Raw genomic sequence first — 16,728 nt, forward strand, 5'->3', positions numbered from 1 at the left:
ACAGAATAATGTACAATTTAGTTTCTGTGGAAACAGTAAACCCATTGAAGTAGAAGTCTTCAGTATAAGGCCATTTTTGGTGATAATACCCTATAACAGCCACGTACCCCGTACCTTCGCTAGACTATGAGTACACCAGACAAACGCCTCTTTCTGCTAGACGCCATGGCGCTCATCTACCGCGCCCACTTCGCGTTCAGCAAGAACCCCAGAATCAACTCCAAAGGCATGAACACCGGCGCCGCGCTGGGCTTCACCAACACGTTGGTAGACCTGCTCAACCGGGAGAAGCCCACCCATATTGGCGTGTGCTATGATGCGCCCAGCAAGACGTTCAGGCATGAGAATTTTGTGGAATACAAGGCCAACCGGCAGGCCATGCCCGAAGATATTGCCATTGCCATTCCGTACGTGAAGAAGATTGTGGAGGCGTTTGGCATACCGGGCATGATGCTGGACGGCTACGAAGCCGATGACATCATTGGCACCCTCTCCTGCAAAGCAGAGAAAGCCGGCTATGACGTGTTCATGATGACCCCAGACAAAGACTACTACCAGCTGGTCACCGACCACGTGTTTGTCTACAAGCCTGCGTTTTTGGGCAACGCTATTGAGGTGATTGACACGCAAAAGGTACTGGAGCGCTGGGAGATTGAAAATGTGAAGCAGGTCATTGACATCTTGGGCCTCATGGGCGATGCCGTAGATAACATACCCGGCATACCGGGCATTGGCGAGAAAACTGCCAAGACGCTCATTCAAAGGTTTGGCAGCGTGGAGAACCTGATTGCCAATGCCCATGAACTGAAAGGCAAGCAGAAGGAAAACGTGGTGAACTTCGCGGAGCAGGGCTTGATGTCTAAAGAGCTGGCTACCATTCACCTGGACGTGCCCATTGAATTTGACGAGGAAGGCCTGCGCTATGACGGCCCGGACACCGAGAAGCTAGCCGCGCTGTTTGACGAGCTGGAGTTCCGGCAACTGGCCACCCGCGTGCTGGGCACCGCCTCGCCGGCCGTTCCCAAGCCCGTGAGCAACAAACCTACCGTGGGCAGAGGCGTAAAATCCAGCGTGCCTACGGGGCAGACCTCGTTGTTTGGGGCGGTAGAAGAATCGGCGCGCCCGAAGAAGGCGTGGCCACCGAGGCCGCGTTTGACGAACTTACGCCGCGCGTGCGCAAAACCATTGACACCACCCTGCACGAGTACCACCTGCTCACCACGCCCGAGCAGCGCGCACAGCTCCTAAAATACCTGAAACTGCAGAAGGAAATCTCTTTTGACACCGAAACCACCAGCGTTGACCCCATCACGGCGCGTCTGGTAGGGTTGTCGTTCTGCTATTTGCCGGGTGAGGCGTACTATATTCCGGTTCCGCCGCAGGACGAGGAGGCGGCGTTTGACCTGGTGCAGGAGTTTAAGGAGGTGCTGGAAAGCCCCAGTATTACCAAGATTGGGCAGAATATCAAGTATGACCTGGTAGTGCTGCAGCGCTACGGCATTGACGTGCAGGGCCCGCTCTATGACACCATGCTGGCCCATTACCTCTTGGAGCCCGACATGCGGCATAACATGGATTTGCTGGCTGAGACGTACCTGAACTACTCGCCCATTTCCATTGAGACGCTGCTGGGCAAAGGCAAGCACCAGCTCACCATGGATAAGTTGCCGCCGCTGCAAGTCTACGAGTACGCCTGCGAAGACGCTGATGTCACCCTGCAACTCAAAAACTACTTTGACCCACTTTTGGAAAAACAAGGCCTAAAACGCCTCTTCCATGACGTGGAGAACCCGTTGCTGGCCGTGCTGGGCCACATGGAGCGCGCTGGCGTAAGCATTGACGCCGAGGCCCTGGCTGAGTCTTCTATTTCGTTGGAAACCAGTATCAAGGAGATTGAGCAGAAGATTTTTGAGCACGCGGGCATGGAGTTCAACATAGGCTCGCCTAAGCAATTGGGCGAGGTGCTGTTTGATAAAATGCAGCTGGGCGGCTCTAAAATCAAGAAGACCAAAACCGGGCAGTACGCCACCGGCGAAGAAATCTTATCAAAGCTGGCCTTTGAGCATGAGATTGTGCAGCTCATTCTGGACCACCGACAGCTCACCAAACTCAAGAGCACCTATGTAGATGCGCTGCCGCAGCTGGTGTGCGCAGAAGACAACCGCCTGCACACCTCGTACAACCAAGCCGTGGCGGCCACCGGCCGATTGAGCTCCACCAACCCTAACCTGCAGAACATCCCAATCCGCACGGAGAAAGGCCGGGAGATACGCAAAGCTTTTGTGCCGCGCGACGAGAACCACGTGCTGCTTTCGGCTGACTACTCGCAGATTGAGCTCAGGATCATGGCCCATTTCAGCAATGACGCCACCATGAAAGAGGCGTTTCAGAAGGGGCAGGATATTCACGCGTCTACCGCGGCCAAGGTGTTCCACGTGCCCGTTGACCAGGTGACGTCAGACATGCGCCGGAAGGCCAAGACCATCAACTTTGGCATCATCTACGGCATCTCTGCCTTCGGCCTGGCCGAACGTCTGGCGATCCCGCGCCGCGAGGCCGCCGACATCATTGAGGCCTATTTTGTGGAGTTCCCCGCCGTGAAGCAGTACATGGACAGCGCCATCAACCAGGCCCGTGAGCAGGAATACGTGGAGACGCTGCTGGGCCGCCGCCGCTACTTACGTGACATCAACAGCCGCAACCAGAACATACGCGGCTACGCCGAACGCAACGCCATTAACGCGCCCATTCAAGGCACCGCGGCAGACATCATCAAGATTGCCATGATCAACATTGACCAATGGCTGCGCGACGAGAAACTGGCCACCCGCATGATTCTGCAGGTGCATGATGAACTGGTCTTTGACGTGCCCAAAGAGGAACTGGAAATAGTGCAGCCCAAGATTGAGGAACTCATGAAAACGGCCTTGCCTTTGAGCGTGCCCATGGAGATTGGCCTGGGCACCGGTGACAACTGGCTGGCTGCGCACTAGGCGTTTTTGGCCTGTTTTTGAAAAAACAGCAAAAACAGAGAGCCATAAAAAGAAGAGGGGGCCAAAGGCCCCCTCTTCTTTTTGATAGTATTTTGTAACTAGAAGTTAATTCTTCCTGAAGGTAATGCGTCCCTCATACGTGTTTCCGCCAAAAGACTCCTTTATGCTAAGAACTAGTTTTGATTTGGTCAGATCTTCAATTGTAAAGGTAACATCGTCATCACCTTCCATGATCAGTTTGTCGCCTTTTACCCGGTAGTATCCGGTCTCATCTGTCATGCCATCTTCCACAATTTCAAACTCCCCATCGTCAAAAATCCATACAATGTCATCATCTGGATCTAACATCTCCATCTTATTTTCCAGCATAGAGGTCATTTTCCAGGCACCCTCCAGTTCTTTAGAGTTGAATGATTTTTCATCATCATCGCTGCAGCTGCTGAACGCAAATACAAAAGCCGCCAGCAATAGAAGTAAGTAGTTCTTTTTCATACAGATGTTTTCATTAGGTTGTTGAAACTGCTGCAAAAGAACTACATTAAACATAATAGGCAATGCGGGCATAATCCTATTTTATGCCAGAATGCTAAAAATACTCAGAAGTAAGTAGTGGGTTTGGGGAGGGGAAAAAAGGTTGATCTGTACTAAGGGTACCCTCAGCCTTGCTGAGGGCAAAGTACCATCTTTTAAATTTTTGTTAGCGTCTATAGGGCTTTAGGCAACCTTGCCCTTCACCGGAGTGCCTTGATAGGTTTCCTGAAAGGTGCCTTTGAGGGTGGTGGCAGAAGATTCAGTCACGGTGAGTTTAATCTCAGAGATGGGTAAGCCTAAGTCAACCCCTGAGAGGGTGAGGGTTGTGCCGCTTATGCTCCAGGCTCCCTGTTCTTGCTGCGCATCATCTGGGTTGCATTTGCTTGGCCCTTCATCCAGGAGCAGTATATTGTTATCTTTGAATTCCAGGGTGTTGTCTTTTTCACAGGCGGTCAGGTCTTCATAGAAGTCTATAGGGAGAGGGCTTGTCACTTTTGCCTCTGCTAACTGCCACTTCTTATTCACCAGATGGGCGGCCGCGTTGTCATCTTCATCATCGCTGCTGCAGGCGGTGAAAGAGAGCATTGAACAGAGTAGAAGAAAGAGAGAAGAGAGATTTTTCATAAGGCTTTTTTTAAAATATATTCCTGAAACGGCTGTAAAGATATTCTAAACTAGAAAGCTATACGTAATTGGCAAAAAAAGAGGCTCAGGTACTGCCTGAGCCTCTTTTTTAAAGGTATTCCGGTAGGAGGTTACGGGATCAGCACCGTACGGAACTGGGTAACGTCTATGGTTGGAATAGTAGACTTGTAATGGGAGTTAATGGTATTGATGAACTCATTGGCCACAATGGCATATCCCCTTGGAGTCAGGTGAATGCCGTCTAAGGAGAACAAATTACCCGTGATAAAGGCGGCAGAATACCCTATGCCATTCTGCATAAAGCCGCTTTTACGCTTATTAAAGAAGTCAAACGTATCAAAAACGGGAATCTTGTTAGCAGTAGCCACTTCTTTGATAATCTGGTTTAGCGCAATGGTTCTTCCTCTAACCTCTTCTACTTCAGCTTTATCAAGTACCTCTTTGTCAGTGAGCGGGTTTAACGGGTGGAAACCGTGAGGAATTGTGGTACCGTTAAAGTTATCAGCTCTCCCTATGGCCGCCTGGGTGGTGAGTAGAATGTAATCTCCTGCTTCAATAGGGCGTACATCAGCTTGGCCTTCGCCCGTTCTGATATAGATAACCAGTTGGTTGTTGCCGGCAGAGCGTCTTACCATGTCTTGCGTGACGGTGGTAAAGTAAGGCACCGCGGTTACATCTGGGATATTGGCAATCACCCCTTCTGTACCACCCTGCACTAAGCCGGTCACCAATTGGGTGTAAATGGCTCTAAAGGTAGTAGGGTCAGTCAACCCGCTAAAAGGATTGTTAGGGTCTACTACGGCCCCGTTGGTAGCGTAGGTAAGTACATCATTATTCCCCAGCCAAAGTGAGAAGAAGGTAGGCTTGGTAGAGAGTACTTTTTGAACATAAGGCACTTGCCCCACTTCGGCGTCAGTGAGCAACCGCTCATAGTAGGGGTTGATTCCCCCGTAGGCGGCCTGGCTGCTGGATAGCACAGAGATGCCGGGCACCCCCCAGTTCTGGATAGTAGCAGGGTTGGCAAATTTAGCTAACCGCGGCCCTCCTGGAAGTGCCGCGGCGTCTGTGCGTACTGCCAGACTGGTGGTTACTGGGGCAATAATAGGCGAGCCACTGGTGGTAAAGCCAGTTAACCTAAGATAGCCGGAGCCATTAAACTGCTCGTTTGAGAAAAGAGGCTGCACAAATTGACCTCCTCCCGCATAAGAGAACTGGTAGGCGAGAATATTAGGATAGGAGTTCACCTGTCCTTCTAAGTAAAGGCCTCCGTCCTGAAAACCGGCCGTTAAGGAATTCCCTATGGCCACATACTTAGACAGATCAAGGGGCCCTGCGCTAACCGTAATTTCCTTTTCTTCAAATTCAGGCTCACAGCCTGCAAAGAAGAACGCGCTGGAAAGAATGACAGCCGTTCCTATTTTATGTAATATATTTTTCATGATAACTCAGAGAAGAAATTAGAATTTATAATTAACCCCAACACCCGGAATGTAAGCCACAGATTTGAAGGTACCGGGTACCCCACCAGATTTGTCAGCCAGGTCTGTACGCTCCTTTTTATTGATATAGCTGAAGGAGAGGTCAAGGTCTACTTTTTCACTTACCGCCAGGGTCAAACCGGCAGACACGCTTCTTGAGTCAGCATCTGGGGTCTCTGGGGTAAGGTAACCTGTTCTAACGGGAGTTTGGTCATAATACCCGCCTGCCCGCACGGTGAGCATATCAGACACTTTGTATTGGGCACCAATGCGGTAAATGTAAGCGTCTTTGTAGTTGCGCGGCGCGTCACTGACGGTGGTCTCAACGGGTGGCGCTTGCCCTACCCGGCCGTTGAAATCAAAGCGCAGGGATTTGTAAGCCCCCCATCCTACACGCTGCACATCAATACCAATGGTCAGTTTATCTGTAGGCATGATACCAATCCCCAGGGTAATGTTATCTGGCAGCGGAAGCGTGGCGTCAAATTGATTAGCGGTAAACTGAGCCGCTACCGGGGCAGCGCCCGGCGTGATGAAAGTGACATCTCCCCCCTCAACGGTGGCGTCAATCTCTGAGCGGTAAGTCAAACCAATAGAAAGCTTTTCAATGGGCTGCACCAATATTCCCACGTTGAAACCAAGGGCAGTCTTGGCTTTTCCGTCTAACTCAATATGGCCTTCGCGGCCAGAGGCATCAATCAACGGAATGGAGCGCTGCAGATTCACGCTTCCTGTAGAAATGACCAGACCGGCCCCAATGCCAATTTTGTCAGTGATCTGGTAGCTGACCGTAGGCTGAATAAAAATGGTCTTTAAGGTAAGTTCATTCAACCCAAAGCGGCCCTGCCAGGCATTGCCCCAGGTGACCGTGCTGCCATACGGCGTGTAGACCCCAATCCCGAAGCGCCACGGGCTCTCAGCCGCGCCATAAGAAGCGTACACCTGAAAAGGCGTACCCATAGGATTGTCTGTGCGGGCCTCAGAAATGCCGGGGGAAGGTTCACGGTACGCAATTTTAGACGTCAGGGCGCTGATACCAACTTGTACACCGTTTTGTCTAAGCCGGGCCAAAGCCCCCGGGTTAAAGAAAATGCTGCTTTGGTCTAGCGCAAGTCCGGTGCCCACATGCCCCATGCCTATCTGCTTCTGCCCTTGTAAGTTAACCTGGTAGCCGCCGGCATTGGCGATGCCCACCGTAAGGGCGGCGCTCCCCAATAAGGCTAGTAATTTACTTCTCATGCGTTTGCTTGTTAAAATTGGTGGATTGGGTTTAATGATTTGATAACCAAATATAGAAAAATAGAACAGTTATTCTTATAGTGTTATGCATAAGCACTATTTTTTTTAGAAATATTAACCGCCCCACCTTCCCCTTTTGATTTTCATTACAGGCCTTCAACGCAGAATTCAACCCGGGGGTGGGGCGTTTTCTACTGAAAAATGAAAGAAAGAAGGCAGAGGGGCCACCTCTTTTCTGCGGGTTTCGTTAAGCCATGTCTGGAAAAGAGATAATTGTATGTATGATGTTCTGATAGTGGGCGGTGGGCCCGCGGGGCTAAGCGCCGCCATGTTGCTGGGCCGCTGCATGCGCAAAGTAGCGCTGTTTGATACCGGCGTGTACCGTAACTCCTTCTCTGACGCCATGAACGGCTTTATTACCCGTGACGGCACCCCGCCGCAGGAGTTCCTGCGCTTAGGGAGAAAAGACCTGGAGAAGTATGAGGTAGCCTTTAAGCAGAAGCGCATTGTCAAGATCTCCAAAGAGGGAGACATGTTTGAGGCCACAGATGAAGAAGACCAGGTCTATCTCTCCAGAAAGGTACTCCTGGCCACCGGCCTCTGTGACAGGTGGCCTAAGCTGCCCGGGGCAGAGCCCTTCTATGGGTCCAGCATTCACCACTGCCCCTACTGTGACGGCTATGAGTCTAAGAACAAGCCCCTGGCGGCCTACGGTAAAAACCGCGATGCCATTGGCCTCTCCCTGTCTTTGAAAACGTGGAGCAGTGACGTGATGCTGTTCACAGACGGCACCAACAAACTCACCCGCGAAGACCGCGAGCTCCTGGCCAGGAATGACGTCAAAATCAACACCGCCGGCATTGAGCGGCTAGAGGGCGAAGGCGGACATCTGCAGCGCATTGTACTCAGGAACGGGGAGGTGGAGAACCGGGAGGCCATGTTCTTCTCCACTGGCTCAGACCAGCACTCAGACCTGGCGCAGCAGCTGCACTGTGACTTTACCAGCAAGGGAGTGGTGAAAACCTACAAGCACCAGATGACCAACGTGCCGGGGCTGTACGTGGCGGGAGACGCCGCCCGTGACATGCAGCTCGTGATTGTGGCCGCCGCCGAAGGCACCAAAGCCGCAGTGGCCATCAACATGGAGCTGCAGAAGGAGTTCAGGAAGTAGCTTCTCATGCCTGTCTACAACGGGTGCCTTTTTCTGTTTTAGGGCTGTTTTTCAAAAAACAGCCCTAAAACAGAAAAAGGTATGCAAATGCCAGCAGAGGGCACAGTTATACAGAGCAGCTGCGGGCGGGCCGGTATTTTTTGTGTCGCGAGCCTCACCAACGCGGGTCATTAATTTCTTACTGATGGCTCTGGGCAGTATTTCTGGCCCATGTACGCTTAAGCGGGCAGGGCGGCTGTTTTAGACCTGTTTTTGTGAAATCAGCCCTAAAACAGTAGCGCACGCATCTGCTTGTGCCAGAGTAGAAATGGTTCTCCCCGCCAGAAAGGGTATGCCCGTCAAGGCCCCCAGTCAAGCCATTCCCTGCCGGGGGTGAAAAAGTACCACTTTCCCGTTCGGGGCAATGCTCATGTATTATGTTCTGGAGAAAAGACGGCGGGAGTGCCTACTTGGTCTTTGCCTTCTTCCGCTGCTGCGAAACCTTTCTGAAGCTGCGGTCTTGCAGGCAGTATTCATGGCCTTCTACCAACAGGTGCATGGTCAGGTTTTCAATGGCAATGGGCTCCCCTTCCTCCACCTCATCCAGGTTAGAGTAACGAACGTGCGCGCCGTCAATGATGGTGATGACCCCAGACCCAAAAACCTCTACGTGCCGGTTCTGCTTGATAATAATGCCGGTTTCCTCCCCCAGGCCAATACCCACAAACTCGGGGCGTTTAGAGACTGCGTGCGCCAGCCGCCCAAACCGGCCCCGCTCGGTGAAGTGGGTGTCCAGAAACACATTGCTGATGAAGGAGAGACCGTCTGTGGTCTTGACTTCGCCCTTGAGCAGGGAATAATACCCGTAGCCCTCGTAGATCATGCGGGTAGACATGGCGGCCGCCCCGGCGCTGGTGCCAGAAATAGTGATCTCATCCTGCAGGTACCGCTCCTGCATGAGCCGGTGCAGCTGGGTGCCCCCCAGAAACTCCTTTAGCCGGAGCTGGTTGCCGCCCGTGAAGAAAATAACTTCGGCGTTGCCAATGCGGGTCAGGTTCTCGGGTTTGTCTGCGGCATTGGCTTCGTCTATGTGCATGAACCGCACGTTGCGGCAGCCTAGTTCTTCAAACGCCTCTTTGTACGCCTGCCCGCTCTCCAGCGGCTCCAGGGTGGCCGTGGTGATGACCTCAATATGCGAGTCTGGGCTGCAGAGCTCAGATTTGATGAGCTCAATCAAGACGTCGTCATCTCCGCCGCCCAGTGCAATCAACGTACCTTTGGGTTCTTGCATATAGTGTTTTTTTCTTCTGTTTCACGTGGCGCCTCCGGGCTGCCGCCCCGGCAGAAAAGAGTGGTTGCCGTAAGGCAGGCCCGCGCCAGGCCTGAAAGTAAGCAGGAATCACCGCAGCCACCAAACGCCGGAACCTCTTTACGCAAACGGCCGCCGCCAAAGTTCTGTTTCTGGCCTGTTTTCCTGAAAACAGGCAGAAACAGAAAAGAGGGAGAACATCTACTTTGCCGTTTTCCCGTTTAAAGGGGCAAAGGCCGTTCTGCCTCTCACCATACCACCCACAGACATTCCTAGCTATGAAAATTGAGCAGTTTGAAGACAAAGGGCTTGCCCACTACTCTTACATCATCATGAGTGATGCAGAGATTGCCGTGATAGACCCCGCGCGTAACCCCAAACCCTATGAGGAGTACGCCATGCTGCATGACGCCAGGATTGTGGCCATTATTGAGACGCACCCGCACGCAGACTTCGTGAGCGGGCACCTGGAGCTGTCTGAGGCCAAGCAGACCCCCATCTATGTCAGTGGGTTGGCGGGCGCCGAATACAAACACACGCCCTTTGATGAACCCGCTGAGCTCAAGGTGGGGCAGGTGACGCTGCAGGCCATGAACACCCCCGGCCACTCTCCAGACAGCATCTCTGTTCTGCTGCGCAACGAGGAAGGCAAAGCCCAAGCCGTTTTTACCGGTGACACCCTGTTTATTGGCGATGTGGGCCGGCCCGACCTGAGGGAGACCGTGGGCACCGCCACCGCCACCCGCCAGGAGCTGGCCCGCCAGATGTACCACTCCACCCGTGAGAAGCTCATGGCGCTGCCAGACCATGTAACCGTGTACCCGGCCCACGGCGCCGGCAGCCTCTGCGGGAAAAACCTGAGCAGCGCCCCCTCCAGCACCATAGGCGAGGAGAAACGCACTAACCCGGCCCTGCAGCCCATGAGTGAAGAGGAGTTTGTGGCTTTCCTCACCGCAGACCAGCCTTTTGTGCCCGCCTATTTTGCGTACAACGTAGAGCTAAACCGCAAGGGAGCGCCCAAGTTTGATACCGCCGTGAAACAGGTGCCCCTGCTACAGCCTGACCACAAGCTGAAAGACGAAGTCCTGATTGTTGACACCCGGCCGCAGGAGCAGTTCAAGCAGGGGCACCTGCCCGGGGCCATCAACCTGCAGGACGGGCCCAAGTTTGAGACCTGGCTGGGATCTGTCATGTGGCCAGATGAGCAGTTCTACCTGATTGCCGAAGACGAAGAAAAGCTCAAGGAAATCATCAGGAAAAGCGCCAGCATTGGCTATGAACCCAACATTTTGGGGGCGTTCTGCACGCCGCCGCAGGTCCAGACCATCGCAGAGCCCGCCCTGGACATGGCCGCCTTCAGAGCCAACCCAGACCAGTTCACCATCATAGACATCAGGAACCGGAGTGAGGCCCGCGGGAAACAGGTATTTGCCCACGCCCTGCAACTGCCCCTGCCAGAGCTGCGGGAGCACCTGAGCGAAATTCCCCGGGACAAGCCCATTGTGGTGCACTGCGCCAGCGGGTACCGGTCAGCGGCGGCGGCCAGCATCATTGCCCACGTGGTAGAGGAGATGCCCGTCTATGACCTCGGCGAAGCCGTGAAAGAATTCAGTTAAGAGATCAGTAAAAGCCTGTTGGCAGTTTACACATAGATAGCCCAACCAGTAAGCGCTGTTTCAGGTTGGTTTTTAGAGGCGAAAACAGGGAGCAAAGGGTGCTTCTATCCCGTTTTCAGAGCAGCCTGGCAGCGCCATGGGGCGAGGCAACCGCCAGGTCAGGTTCTTGTGAGGCCCGTTCGCAGCGCAAAAGACAAAGGTAAACAGGCTCTAGGGGTGAGGTTCTACCCAAGGTGTTTTTGAGCTTTTTGGCAGTGCTGCAAAGGCAATAAAAGCGGGAGGCCAGGTTGCGGTAACGGCCAGTTGCAGCGCAAAAAGTAAACAGTGTCTAAAGGCTTGTGCGGTCTGGCAGCACCTTGAACTGCCAGGCTTACCTATGTGGGCAGGAGTAGGAAAGCCAGCTGGCGTTTTGGAGCCGTTTTTACAAAAACAGGCCTAAAACGCCAGCTGAGAGGGCATTGGGCGGCGGCTATTTTTAAAGAAAAGCAATTCTCTGTAACTTCGGGGTTTCTAACGCTGCCTGCACCCCACGCTTTCCCATAGGCGGGGGCGTCAAACAGGTGGCGGCATGTCCACCCCAAAAAAGAGGGGTCTGTTCCTGCGGGGAGCGGCTTTTCACGTGTTGCGTATGTCTTTTTTGCCTAGGGTTCTTTCCCTGTTTTCTGCTGTTGTTTTTCTCGCCGCCACGGCCTCTGCCCAAATCCTGAACGTGGAAAAAGCGCGGGTGGAGCGGGACTCCTCCCACTACTTTACCGGCAAGATAGGGGTGAACCTGAACCTCTTCAACCGCGCTGTGGGCAAGGAGGGCAAAACCGACCATTTCATTGGCTTAAACGGCAGCGGCAGCGGCGGCTACGTCTCTGAGCACAATACCTACCTGCTGCTGGCTTCTTACAACTACGTTCGCCTGAAAGGCGAAACCCAGATCGAGACGGGTTTTGTGCACGGGCGGGTAACGTTTAACCGGCAGAACTGGCTCTCTTATGAAACCTACGGGCAGGTGCAGTATGACTACAACCGGGGGCTGGAACTGCGGGCGCTGGCCGGGGCAGGCCTTAGGTTTGCCGTGGTGCGCAAAGAGAATATCAAGCTGAACCTGGGCACGGGGGGCATGTATGAGCACGAGCGGTGGCACAACCTGGAGGAAGAGCGTTATATCAAAAAGCACATTCCCAAGATGTCTAACTACGTGAGTGTGCGCTTGCCTTTGAACCCGTACCTGGAGATGAGTTCTATTCACTACTGGCAGTTTGGCTATGACCAGCCCAGCGCCATGATGCGGCACCGGTTCAGCGGCGATCTGTCCATCACCATGAAGATCAACAACCGCCTGCAGCTCACCACCAACTTCTCGCACACCTATGAGAACCGGCCCATTGTGCCCATTCCCAACTACCTCTACAGCCTCACCAACGGCATTCAAGTGAGTTTTTAACTGCCTGTTTTTGGCCTGTTTTCTGAAAAACAGCAAAAACAGAAACCCAACCGGCTGCGGCTGTTCTGCCAAAATTTTACCGGCTCGCGCCGAAGGAATCAGCTCTGTGAACCGGTTGCGCGTAGCAGGAGCACCAGCGCTCTACGCTCCCGCTGGCCAGCCGCCTCCCTGATGGGCAGAACGGGTAAAGCTGCAGATCATAAGATAAAGTTGGTGAAAAGGTCCTCCAGACGCTACGGGGGCTTTTGAGATGACGGTACTGCCCCCTCGGCGGCAGCCGCTTCAGGGAATTTAAAAATCCATGCCGCCCCTTCGGTTGGCCTTCTTCTGCCCCTGCTTCTGTTTAGACTGCAGGCGTCTTTCAATGGCGGCTTTTGAGGGTTTGGTGCGTTTGCGGGGCTTGGGGCGGCGCAGGGCCTGGGCCAGGGTCTCATACAGCTTCTGCACTACCCCCTCCTTGTTGTCCAGCTGGCTTCTTGACTCCTGGCTGGCCAGGTGCAGAAAACCGTCCTTGTTCAGGCGCGGGCCCAGTTTCTCCAGCAGCAGGGCTTTCTGGTCAGGGGTGAGCAGCTCTGAGTTCGCAATAGAAAACCACACCTCCACCCGGCTGGCCACCTTGTTCACGTTCTGGCCGCCGGGCCCGCTGCTGCGCGATGTCTGGAAGGTCAATTCTGAGGAAAGGTCTGGTAGCATAAGCAGAAGTATGTAAGCCGGCGGCTTAGGGCGGTGGTGTAACGTCTGGCCAAAGGTAATAGCAACGGGCGAAGAGCACAGCCCCGGGCCCCAGGATTGCCCCGGCCCCGGCGCAGGCGGAAAAGCCCCACGCGGCGGGTGTTTTGCGTTTTGGAGCTGTTTTGGCCAAAACGGCTCCAAAACGCAAAGTACATCTTTCTGGGGCCAATGCCTTATTTCTTCTTCTTGTTCTTGCCGCCGCCAAAGATGCCCCTGATGATCTCCATGGGCCCCGGGGGCTTCTCTTTGACCAGCACGTACCTGATAGAGAAGGCGCCGCCCAGGTTGAACCACGTCTCATGCCGCAGGTGGAACGCCGGTTTAATGTCTCCCGAGAGCAGGAACGGCAGCCCGTTGATCTTGTACTCAATGCCGGCTATGCCGTCAAAGCCGTAGATGGCGCCGTAGTCTTTCATGTTGCCGGCGTGCACGCCCCCGCCCAGGTAATAGTTGAAGCGCTGCCCCAGCATGGGGAAGTGGCGCTCAGCCAGAGCGGTGACGGTGACTTCGCGCGGAGCGGCCGTGACCAGCCCCTCCAGGGTGGTTTTCTCCAGAATCTTCTGCTGCACCGTTAGCCCCACCTCTTCACTGCCTATGCGCAGGCCGGCCGCGGTTTTGTACCGCTGCGCCCACGCAGGTGTGCAAAAATAGAGGGAGAGGCCCAGCACCGCCAGTAATAGCTTTTTCATAGGGTAAGGTACGCAAGTAATCAGAAATCTGCTGCGCCTGAGGCGGCATCTTTCACTACAACGTCTTAACGCAGACGGCGGTGTGGCTGGTAGAGATTTTCTTGCGTCCTTTTACTTCCGTGAATGTTCTCTGGCTGCTGTTTTCGGGCTGTTTTCCTGAAAACAAGCCAAAAACAGACACTGCTGCGTGCGCCAGGGCAGCGGGATTTCTGGGCCAGCCCGCCTCCAGTATGCACGGCCGGTGCAGGAAATAGGTGGGTTGAGGGTTGGCGGCAACTGTCTGACGGGGTTTTTTTTAAGTTTGTACGAAAAAAGTCGTAGTAAATATTTTCTTTTTACGAAAGTGTTCGTATAATTGCCTGCGAAATAGATCGTAGTACAGCTGCCGCCTTACATATGCCCGAAAACAAAGCACCCCTGAAACCCACTGATACTGAACTGGAGATTCTGCAGATTCTGTGGCAGAACGGCCCCAGCACCGTGCGGTTGGTGAATGAAGAACAGAACAAAACCAAAGAGACCGGCTACACCACCACGCTTAAACTCCTGCAGATCATGTTTGAGAAGAACCTGGTCACCCGTGATGAGGAAAGCCGCTCCCACCTCTACCAGGCGGCCGTGACCGAAGAGGAAACCCAGCAGAGCCTGCTCAACCGCTTTTTAGACACCACGTTCCGGGGATCTGCCATGAAGCTGGTCATGCAAGCCCTGGGAAACCGCAAAACCTCCCCAGAAGAACTAGATCAAATCCGTCACCTTTTAAAGAAACTGGAAGATGAATCCTCAGCATCTGATTCATGATGTACTGCCCCAGGAGGTATTACACGCCCTGGGCTGGACGCTCCTGCACTCACTCTGGCAGGGTGCTCTTATTGCCCTGTTGCTGGCCGCCCTGCTGGGGCTCATGCACCGCCATACCGCCGCCACCCGCTACCACGTGGCATGGGCGGGGCTGGTAGCGCTGCTGCTGGTCTCCGGGGTGACCTTCTTTCAGCTGTATGAGCCTGCTAAGGGTGCCGCCGCCGCCCCGGCAACGGTAGGCGCCACAGCTGGGGCGGCATTTTCTCAACCCGTTGCTCAGGCGCAGCCCATGGGGATATTGGAGAAGGTTTGGGCGCAGGGGCAGGCGTACTTTGACCAGCATCTGCCGCTGGTGGTCACGCTGTGGCTGCTGGGCATGCTCATCCTGGGCCTGAAAGTGTTGGGGGGCTGGGTGTATGTGCAGCGGCTCAGGTCTTACCGCACCCGTGCCGTCTCTGAGGTGTGGCAGCAGAAGACGCGGGAGCTGGGCCGGCAACTGGGCATTGGCCAGCTGGTGACGGTGGCTGAGTCTGCCATGGTACAGGTGCCTATGGTCATTGGCCATTTTAAGCCGCTTATCCTGTTTCCGCTGGGGGCCCTGACTGGCCTCTCTACCGCTCAGGTAGAAGCCATTCTGGCGCATGAACTGGCGCACGTGCGCCGCAAAGATTACCTGCTCAACCTGCTGCAGACCATGGTGGAGACCCTGTTTTTCTTCCACCCGGCCGTGTGGTGGATCTCTGACTGTGCGCGCACCGAGCGCGAACACGCCTGTGATGACCTGGCCCTAGCCCTCTGCGGTGACTCGCTCACTTACGCTTACGCCTTAACCCACTTAGAAGAAATGATGATGAAAAAGAATGGAGCCTCTCCCCGCCTGGCCGTGGCATTTTCTGGCCGCCGGAGAACCTTGTTAAGCCGCATCACCCGTCTGGTGCAGAAATCTACCTTAAGGCCTACTTTCTCAGAAGGCTTCCTGGCCAGTTGCGCCGTAATTGCCGGGGTGCTGGTGTTCTCCGCCAGCGCGTGGGCCAATGAGCCCGTCCAGAACACGCAGGCCCAGGGGCAAGCCCGTGAAGAAGCGCCTGCCGTGCCCCAGGGTACCACTGCCACGGCGGCTTCTGCCATGGTTGAGCAGATGGAGGAAGGGTTTACCCTGCAGCAACTGGCAGACGGCCTCATCATTGTGCAAAACAAGAAAGGCAAAGTGGTGGAGGTGTACGTGAACGGCCAGCGGGTGCCTAAAGATGAGCTGGGCAAGTACCAGGACCGCATTGAACAGCAGCTGGCCGTGGCCAGGCAGGGCAAAACCCTGAGAAATGAAGCCGAGGTGGAGCAGGCGTTGCAGCACGTAGAAGCTTCACTGGGCGCGCTGGAGGAGAACACCAGTATGCCACCTGCTCCCTCTGCGCCCCTGCCGCCTGTTCCCGGCGTGGCCATGGCCCCTGCTCCGCCCACCCCGCCGGGCGCACATGCCACCAGCCTCCTGCGCGCACCGGTTCCCCCTGTGCCTCCTGTGCCGCCGGTAGCTCCGCTGCCAGATGATGAGGAAGCCAACCGGCGCTACCAGCAGTCAATGAAGAAGTACGAGGGGCGCATGAAGGAGTACCATGCCAAAATGGAGGAGTACCATGCGCGCCAGCAGGAGTTCGCCGCTAAGCTGGAAGCCAGCCAGGCCAGTCGCTCAGGGGAGCACAAGCAGCGGTTAGCCGAACACAGTGAGCGCATGAAAGACCACAACAAACGCATGGCTGAACACGCTGCGCGCATGAAAGAGCACGAGGAGCGCATGAAAAAGCACAACGCCATGGTGGAGGCGCTGAAGGCTGCCCTGGTAGAAGACGGCCTGATCAAGTCAGCCGACGACAACTACGAGTTCACCATGGATAAAACGGGCCTCACCGTCAATGGCCAGAAGCAACCAGACGCCACATTTGAGAAGTACAAGAAGATCATGCAGCAGGCAACCGGGGAAGACGTGGAGAAAATGTTCAAAAAAGACGGCGCCAGCTTTAAGATCAACTCTAAGCACACCCTAGACAAGAAGTAGCCACCGCGTGGTTGGTTACCACCATGTTTTGTAGCCTTCCTGTCTGTTTCCGGCCTGTTG

General features: G+C 54.5%; 12 protein-coding genes and 1 pseudogene. 6 read left to right on the plus strand and 7 right to left on the minus strand.

Going from position 1 to position 16,728, the window contains the following annotated elements; all coding sequences use genetic code 11:
• Positions 1-126 precede the first annotated feature (126 nt).
• A pseudogene (polA, locus tag A8O25_RS23675) lies at positions 127-2,993 on the plus strand (DNA polymerase I).
• A gap of 105 nt (positions 2,994-3,098) precedes the next feature.
• Here the strand turns inward: polA and A8O25_RS02420 are convergent.
• The 4 genes from A8O25_RS02420 to A8O25_RS02435 form a co-directional block, all read right to left on the minus strand.
• Positions 3,099-3,485 carry a lipocalin family protein gene (locus A8O25_RS02420; RefSeq protein ID WP_161947682.1) on the minus strand — a complete coding sequence of 129 codons (387 nt, stop codon included), beginning with the start codon at positions 3,483-3,485 and terminating at the stop codon, positions 3,099-3,101.
• Between the two features lie 222 nt (positions 3,486-3,707).
• Positions 3,708-4,148 (minus strand): lipocalin family protein, encoded by a 441-nt coding sequence (locus A8O25_RS02425; protein WP_153042555.1) that lies wholly within the window; start codon positions 4,146-4,148, stop codon positions 3,708-3,710.
• A 131-nt stretch (positions 4,149-4,279) separates the two neighbouring features.
• Entirely contained in the window at positions 4,280-5,608 is a 1,329-nt protein-coding gene (locus tag A8O25_RS02430) for an SGNH/GDSL hydrolase family protein (protein WP_066830349.1), read from the minus strand.
• An 18-nt stretch (positions 5,609-5,626) separates the two neighbouring features.
• Positions 5,627-6,886: an OmpP1/FadL family transporter gene (locus A8O25_RS02435; protein WP_066830352.1), complete on the minus strand. Its 1,260-nt coding sequence runs from the start codon at positions 6,884-6,886 to the stop codon at positions 5,627-5,629.
• A 277-nt stretch (positions 6,887-7,163) separates the two neighbouring features.
• On the opposite strand from A8O25_RS02435, the gene A8O25_RS02440 reads away from it, so the two are divergent.
• Complete coding sequence (locus tag A8O25_RS02440) at positions 7,164-8,057, plus strand: NAD(P)/FAD-dependent oxidoreductase (protein WP_066830354.1); 894 nt, start codon at positions 7,164-7,166, stop codon at positions 8,055-8,057.
• Positions 8,058-8,502: 445 nt separating this feature from the next.
• On the opposite strand, the gene A8O25_RS02445 is transcribed toward A8O25_RS02440, so the two are convergent.
• Positions 8,503-9,327: a cyanophycinase gene (locus A8O25_RS02445; RefSeq protein ID WP_066830356.1), complete on the minus strand. Its 825-nt coding sequence runs from the start codon at positions 9,325-9,327 to the stop codon at positions 8,503-8,505.
• Between the two features lie 296 nt (positions 9,328-9,623).
• Here A8O25_RS02445 and A8O25_RS02450 point away from each other — a divergent pair, with 296 nt between their 5' ends.
• Positions 9,624-10,961, plus strand: coding sequence for an MBL fold metallo-hydrolase (locus tag A8O25_RS02450; protein WP_066830358.1), 1,338 nt, complete (start codon positions 9,624-9,626; stop codon positions 10,959-10,961).
• Between the two features lie 628 nt (positions 10,962-11,589).
• Positions 11,590-12,396 (plus strand): DUF481 domain-containing protein, encoded by an 807-nt coding sequence (locus tag A8O25_RS02455; RefSeq protein ID WP_161947683.1) that lies wholly within the window; start codon positions 11,590-11,592, stop codon positions 12,394-12,396.
• 291 nt (positions 12,397-12,687) lie between these two features.
• Here A8O25_RS02455 and arfB read toward each other — a convergent pair whose 3' ends face one another.
• Both arfB and A8O25_RS02465 read right to left on the minus strand, forming a co-directional pair.
• Positions 12,688-13,089 carry an alternative ribosome rescue aminoacyl-tRNA hydrolase ArfB gene (gene arfB / locus A8O25_RS02460; RefSeq protein WP_066830736.1) on the minus strand — a complete coding sequence of 134 codons (402 nt, stop codon included), beginning with the start codon at positions 13,087-13,089 and terminating at the stop codon, positions 12,688-12,690.
• 212 nt (positions 13,090-13,301) lie between these two features.
• A complete protein-coding gene (locus A8O25_RS02465) occupies positions 13,302-13,817 on the minus strand; it encodes a hypothetical protein (RefSeq protein ID WP_066830362.1) in 516 nt (171 codons plus the stop codon).
• 396 nt (positions 13,818-14,213) lie between these two features.
• Here A8O25_RS02465 and A8O25_RS02470 point away from each other — a divergent pair, with 396 nt between their 5' ends.
• Positions 14,214-14,618, plus strand: coding sequence for a BlaI/MecI/CopY family transcriptional regulator (locus A8O25_RS02470; protein WP_066830364.1), 405 nt, complete (start codon positions 14,214-14,216; stop codon positions 14,616-14,618).
• A complete protein-coding gene (locus tag A8O25_RS02475) occupies positions 14,593-16,668 on the plus strand; it encodes a M56 family metallopeptidase (RefSeq protein WP_066830365.1) in 2,076 nt (691 codons plus the stop codon). Before A8O25_RS02470 ends, A8O25_RS02475 begins: the two co-directional genes overlap by 26 nt.
• Positions 16,669-16,728 lie beyond the last annotated feature (60 nt).

This window comes from Rufibacter ruber (assembly GCF_001647275.1).
GTDB classification, from domain to species: Bacteria; Bacteroidota; Bacteroidia; order Cytophagales; family Hymenobacteraceae; genus Nibribacter; species Nibribacter ruber_C.